The organism is Pedobacter sp. PF22-3 (assembly GCF_026239555.1).
GTDB lineage: Bacteria > Bacteroidota > Bacteroidia > Sphingobacteriales > Sphingobacteriaceae > Pedobacter.
Genome location: NZ_JAPIVP010000003.1, coordinates 414,692 through 421,805, shown reverse-complemented (window position 1 = coordinate 421,805; position 7,114 = coordinate 414,692). Strand labels below are relative to the sequence as shown.

Sequence of the window (7,114 nt, the reverse complement as noted above, 5' to 3'; positions counted from 1 at the left end):
CTTACCGTTGCAGTAGAAGTTTTGCTTGCATCCAGTTTATCGGTGATGGTATAGGTTAAGGTATAAACACCGGCCGGGGTATTCGCGGCAACACTTACCGATCCTGTGGTTGGATCAAGCGTTACTTTTCCGTTGCTGTCGTTCGTGCCATTGGTGATGGTTACATCATTCAGCATTGGAGCTGCAGTAGTGCCGTTATAGGTATCATTGGCCAAAACATTCGTAAGAGCAGTTCCACCGGTTACCGAGTTTGCTGTTCCTGCATCATCTTTAGCTAAGATCGCACCAGAAGCCACCGTTACTTTTACCGTTGCGGTCGAAGTTTTGCTTGCATCCAGTTTATCGGTGATGGTATAAGTTAAGGTATAAACACCAGCCGGGGTATTCGCAGCAACACTTACCGATCCTGTAGTTGGATCAAGCGTTACTTTTCCATTGCTGTCATTAGTTCCATTGGTAATGGTTACATCATTCAAGGTTGGAGCAGTAGTAGTACCGTTATAAGTATCATTGGCCAAAACATTGGCTACCGCTGTGCCACCGATTATCGAGTTCGCTGTTCCCGCATCATCTTTAGCTAAGATCGCACCAGAAGACACGGTTACTTTTACCGTTGCAGTAGAAGTTTTGCTTGCATCCAGTTTATCGGTGATGGTATAGGTTAAGGTATAAACACCAGCCAGGGTATTCGCAGCAACACTTACCGATCCTGTAGTTGGATCAAGCGTTACTTTTCCGTTGCTGTCGTTGGTGCCATTGGTGATGGTTACATCGTTCAAGGTTGGAGCCGTAGTAGTTCCGTTATAAGCATCATTGGTTAAAACATTGGCTACCGATGTTCCACCGATTACCGAGTTCGCTGTTCCCGCATCATCTTTAGCTAAGATCGCATCAGAAGCTACCGTTACTTTTACAGTAGCGGTCGAAGTTTTAGAAGCATCCAGTTTATCAGTGATGGTATAGGTCAAGGTATAAACACCAGCCGGGGTATTCGCAGCAGCACTTACCGATCCTGTAGTTGGATCAAGGGTTACTTTTCCGTTGCTGTCGTTGGTGCCATTGGTAATGGTTACATCATTCAAGGTTGGAGCCGTAGTAGTTCCGTTATAAGCATCATTGGTTAAAACATTGGCTACCGCTGTGCCACCGGTTACCGAGTTCGCTGACCCCGCATCATCTTTAGCTAAGATCGCACCCGAAGCTACCGTTACTTTTACCGTAGCAGTAGAAGTTTTAGAAGCATCCAGTTTATCAGTGATGGTATAGGTTAAGGTATAAACACCAGCCGGGGTATTCGCAGCAACACTTACCGATCCTGTAGTTGGATCAAGCGTTACTTTTCCATTGCTGTCATTCGTACCATTGGTGATGGTTACATCATTTAAGGTTGGAGCCGTAGTAGTGCCGTTATAAGTATCATTGACCAAAACATTCGTAATAGCAGTTCCACCGGTTACCGAGTTCGCTGTTCCGGCATCGTCTTTAGCCAATAAAGCTCCGCTTATCAGATGTACCGTAACATTCGCCTGTTTTACATTTCCAGGATTTGCTTTATCCTCAATCTGGTAAACTAACGTATAGTCGCCTACTGGCGTATATGGAAGTACCTTCACCTCACCAGTAGCAGGATTGATGGAAACATTAGGATTACTGCTTGATATCTGCGTGATGGTTACATTGCTTAAAGTGGCCTGATTTCCATTCACTTTATCGTTAACCAAAACATTTCCGACTGCAATACCACCAATTACTGAATTTAACGTCCCGGTGTCATCAACTGCATAAACACCTATAGGTGTTACAGTAGGCATATCATTGGCAGCCGTGGTACCCGAAACATCAGTTACATTTCCATTCAAAGGATTTTTACCGGTTACGATTGCTGTATTACTCACAGAACCCAATGCTTTTTCTGCTGAAGAAATCGTGTAAGTTGCGGTAGCCGTAGTGCCGGTGCCTGGAGCCAGCGTTGTAGCTCCCAACGTAATTGCTCCTGTAATTTCACTATCCGATACCACCAGGTTATTAAGGGTTACGTTACCTGTATTTTTTACCGTAAATACATAGTTGATGGTATTGCCATTCAGGTTAAGCGCACTGGTTTTAACTAAAGTAATAGCCGGCGAAAGGATAATATTAACATCAGCAGTTGCTGTTTTTGCTATTGGCAACTCTGTAGTCTGAACACTGGCCGTATTAGTAATTTTACCCGAGTTATTCACAGGTTTACCATTGTTGTTTAAATCTACCTGAGCAACGGTATAAGATCCGCTATAAGTCCAGGTCTCCCCTTTTTCTAAAATATTGTCGGTATTCCCTATTTTTACCGGATTGCTCAAAGTCCCACCTAATAACGGGTCATTAACCACCACATTGGTTTGGCTGGCATTTCCGGTATTGGCTACAGTTACAGTATAGTTAATGGTATTTCCAATCTGATTAACAGTAGCCACATCGGCTAACTTTGTGATAGAGATCGACGAACAAACAGGAACATTTACAGTAATAGTAAATGGATTGCCTTCGCAGGTACCTGCACCCGTCGCTCTCGGTATTACCGTATAAGTTATAGTTTGCGCTGCATTACTGTTGTTAATTAAAGTTTGATTAATGGCATTACCAGTACCGCTTGCTGCACCAGTTACATTGCTGTTGGAATTGACTGTCCAGGTAAATGAAGCGGGCACAGCATTTCCACCATTGGCTATGTTACTGATATTTGCGGTTTGAAGATTATAATTGAAATTGCCAGTACAATCTAACGTTTTGGTGTCGTTAAATCCTTTTGGAGTTGAATAAATAGTTACCGTGATCTGGGCACGGCCCGCACTTTCGCAATTATTAGCCGTTTGGCTCGCATAGTACGTGCCGTTGGTTAAAGCCGTTGTTGAAGCTAATGCCGTTCCGCCTGTCGAAGTACTGTACCATTTTATATTGGTTCCTGATGTAGTTACCAGGTTGGCAACCGTTGCATTCGCAATCTCGCAGAAAGTTTGATTGTCCGCTGTTGGTGCAGGCGTAGCAGTAATACTTACCGTGATCTGGGCACGGCCCGCACTTTCGCAATTATTAGCCGTTTGACTCGCATAGTACGTGCCGTTGGTCAAAGCAGCAGTCGGAACTAATGCCGTTCCGCCGGTCGGAGTACTGTACCATTTTATATTGGTTCCTGATGTAGTTACCAGGTTGGCAACCGTTGCATTCGCAATCTCGCAGAAAGTTTGATTGTCCGCTGTTGGTGCAGGCGTAGCCGTTTTTACGATCACATCAAAAGTAAAAGTTGCTCCACTACAGCCATTGTAAAATGGCGTTACTGTATAACGTACAGTAGCATCAGCTCCAGAGGTGTTTAATAAGGTTTGCGAAATTGGTCCGGCAACATCTGTTGATTGGTTCGAAAACCCGGAGGCAGTTCCATTAGTTAAAGCCGCTGTCCAGGCATAAGTTGTTCCATTTACATTACTAATCGGCGTAACATTAAAGGCAGATGATGAACAAATGGTTGTTCCGGTTGCCGAAGCAGTAAGCGTAGGCACTACATATACCGTTATAGTAAAAGTATTACCTGCACACCCCGAGTAAGTTGGTGTAACCGTATAGGTTGCCATCTGCAATGTTGTACCTGAATTGGTTAAGGTTTGATTTACAGAAGACTGACCTGTACCGGCTGTTCCGCCAGTAAGGTTTGATGATGAAAGTATGGGAGCCGACCAGGTATAAGTTGTTCCGTTTGGCGCATAAACCGGACTAAAACTAAAGCTACCAGTTTTGCAGACATAATAAGTTTGATTTGTAATTACCGGACGCGGCGTTACGGTTACCGTTGCTGCTCCAGAAATGGCATTGGTACAACCGTTACCAGAAACAATTGCATGGTAAATTGTGGTAGCCTGAATGTTGGTATAGTTTAACGTCGTCGTCGTATTTGAAATTGGTGTCCAGCTGATGCCATTATCTGTTGATGATTCCCAACGCACAACAGTTGTAGGTGCACCGGTTAAAGTTAAGGTTCCGTTTGATCCAGAACATTGCGTTGCAGAACCTGTTATTGTTCCTGTTGAGGTAACCGTTACCGTATGGTTTGCCGTTTGCGTTCCGCAGGTGTTAGTTGCTGATGCGGTAATGGTTGCAGTACCACTATAACCAGCCGACCAGGTTACCTCGCCTGTTGCCGAATTAATGACCCCTGCGCCTGAAGGAGATATACTATAACTGATTGAATTACTATTTGCAGCAGCTGCCACATAACTTTCTACTCCTGATCCCTGACATCTGGTAGATGTTGCCCCTCTTGCAAATACTGGTGTACCAAGTGTTCCGACAACCGTAATCTTCCCATTTGTAGTAATTGATGATAAACCGTAATCGGCAATAACTGTATAGGTATAGGTTTGAGATCCAGTTACCGGAACTGTTGGTATCCCCGTTATGGTAATTCTTTTTGTAGCAGCATCATAATTACCGTTTGTACCTGCTGGCAGGTTAGTCACTACAGCCGAAACCGGATTTCCTGTTAACTGATATACTACATCGGTAATGGCACTCCCTTTACAGATTACCTGTGCGTCATTTCCACTGTACAGCGAAATATTAGCAGGAGTAACTGTAGCTGATGCGGTATTGTTGCTCAAAACAGGGTCGTTCTGTGGACCCGTAACGGTTACTGTATTTTTATAGGCATCCGTAACACTTGATGAAACCACCTTTGCGTTAATGGTTAATGTTTTAGTTTCTCCTGCCGCCATTGCTCCTATCGACCATAAACCCGTAGATGGATTGTAAGAAGTACCGGTACTGGCTGTGCTTGAAACATAAGTATATCCTGCAGGCAATAAATCCGTAGCAGAAACCCCAATCGCATTTCCAGTTCCGGTAACCGTACCTGAAGCAACATTTGAGTTTTTAATTGTTACTGTAAAAGTAACAGTTGTTCCAAGTCCCGGAGAAGGATCGCTAACCGTTTTACCTCCTATCAGGTCGACGTTACATAAAGCAACAGTAATCGGTAAAGATTGTGCACTCATTCCGCAATCTAATTTCGAAGTTACCGTATATGTTCCCGAAACCGGTGCCACATACGTATTATTGACGGCGCCAGGAATAGCAACTCCATCTAAATACCACTGAAAAGGGGCAATACTTGAAGGATCGGCGGTTAACAGGGCCGAAGCACAATCAGTTTGTGTGAAAGTTGGTTTCAATGCCTTTTCCGGAAAAGGTGAAAGAAAATTCGACATCGAAAATCCTCCGCCCTGCTGAACCATATTAACAGTTAACCTGGAAGTACTGCTAAGGCTTATGACATTTGGATTTCCAATTTCATCATTATCAAAGTCAATGATATACTGCCCGGTCGAACCCATTTGTCTTCTAACCCCAACGCCTGCAATGGTTTCAATATTTTTATTGGTGTAACCATTATCCGTCGACAACCATACGACAGCATTAGGATCCTGTAAAATAATATAAGAGAAGTATGGCAGGTCTCTACTTTCGTTTAAATCGCGGAATTTTACTGTTTCCACTCTTTTTGATCCTCCGCAAGAAGAAATCGGTGCCAGCGTAGCCACATCCACCTCACAATTTTGCGCGGTACCTGAATAAGCTACTACATTTTTATTGGACACAATCCGGCTTGAAGAGTAAACCTGTCCGTCCTGATGATTATTGTTTCCTGCCCCTGCAATTCCATTTGGAAAGGTTACAAAACTTCCTGCTGCAATCAAATTATAGGTATTTGTACTCTGTAAAATACCTGCTGTATTAAAATTGTAAACGGTGATGGATGTATTGGCTTCCGACGCAATTACCGTAGTTTGTTCTGCAATGTTATTTCCCGCACCCCTGACTACTACATACTCGTTCCCTAACGCTGTTAAGGGCGGTACCGGATTACTCGCACCATCATAACACTCTGTGGTATAGGTTGGTGCATCAAATTGCGCACTGGTATTCATCACTGCTGGTCCCGATGTTTCAACCAGTGATCCCATAGCCGCTGTAAACAAGTAACTCTGCCCTGCATTTAACGTTGTGGTTGCCACGCCGTTTATACTTACAACCGTGCTATTTTCAATCGCCATCACACTGTAAACAGGTTTATGCTGCCTTGTGGAATAATTTGGATTGTTACTGGTGTAAATTTCACCGTCACGATAATAACCTACCCTGAATTTATTTCCTATCGCCGCATCGCCAAAACTGAAAAGGGAAGAATTACCTTTGATATAATCATCGTTACTTTGATCGGATGCTACGTTCCTGATATTAACGCTGATTGCTGAAGCAGCCTCTACGATAAGTCCGGCAGCTTTGATATTTGTATTTAAATTAAAATAAGGAAAACTGGTAACTGCACCAGAAAATCTGTATTTAGCCGGCGTACCTGCCACCACATTATTCAACGTGGTAATTAAAGTTCCATCACTTTTTTTTACGGTAACAGAAATCGGTGTTGTACTCACTGTAGAAACGATTAATTCATTCGCCACCGTAAAGTACTGCCATGGAGCAGGAGCAATATAATGTTTCTTGTAAGTCTGTGCACTAACTGAAGAGGCAAAAAACATACAAAACAATGAAAAGATTATTAGTTTAAAATAGTTTTCTTTGAGGTAACTTGAAGAGATGAGCTGTATCAATTTATTCATTTTCCACTGTGGGATATTTTGGTAGTTATTGCTTATATTGCTTAAAATTTTCTCATTTGATGAGCACTATGTCTAGAAAAAGTTAGGGTTTCTTAAAACAAATCCTCTGCTTAGCTGTTAGCCAATCAGGCGAGGATTTTTTACAGAAAATGAACATACTTTATAGGAGACAGACAATGTTTTAAAAACCAGTTTTGAAGATTAAAGAGGAAGCAAATTGCAACTTAAAAAACCAAAAACTGTCTTTTCAATACTACAAAATAAAGGAAAAAAGATAAGATGACTCTGCTCTTTAATGGCCATGAATGCTTAAAAAGCTGTTTTTTTGACAAAAATCAACAATAATTTTAAATCTGTATTATTAATAATACAGATTTAAAACCTGAATTAATCTCCTAAAATCATAAAATGATCATCGATAGGGCACAAGTTCCCTACGTTAAAATTAAATAACTACGGAAATT

At 42.3% G+C, this 7,114-nt stretch carries 1 protein-coding gene; it reads right to left on the bottom strand.

Features of this window, described 5'->3' with window-relative positions; all coding sequences use genetic code 11:
- A partial coding sequence (locus tag OQX63_RS06490; protein WP_265850082.1) for a PKD-like domain-containing protein occupies nt 1-6,650 on the bottom strand: 6,650 nt, incomplete at its 3' end.
- Nucleotides 6,651-7,114 lie beyond the last annotated feature (464 nt).